Source organism: Bradyrhizobium sp. CCBAU 11386, from assembly GCF_028128955.1.
Lineage (GTDB): Bacteria > Pseudomonadota > Alphaproteobacteria > Rhizobiales > Xanthobacteraceae > Bradyrhizobium.
Map to the genome: position 1 here is coordinate 1 of NZ_LBKA01000043.1, position 241 is coordinate 241.

The 241-nt window shown below is 63.9% G+C and carries 1 pseudogene; it reads right to left on the reverse strand.

What is annotated here, in order from left to right:
- Positions 1-241 (reverse strand): annotated as a pseudogene (locus XI09_RS08285) (IS110 family transposase); the annotation flags it as partial.

Consider the following 241-nt stretch of genomic DNA (forward strand, 5'->3'; position numbering starts at 1 on the left):
CATTGAGCGCCTGCCAGTGCTTGGCCAGCATCAACAGGGCGCCGCGCATCATCTCCGGAATCTCCTGGCTCGGCTCTTCGAGCCGAGCCATCAATGCGCACAGCCCCTCATATCCTTGCGCTGCCACGATCCCGAGCTCACTCAGTGCTGCTCGCAGGGCGTTTGCCACCATCGTCCGCTGCCGGACCAGTAAGGCGCGCGCGCTATGAACCGCCAGCGTTGCCTGTTGCCCGATGCTCTT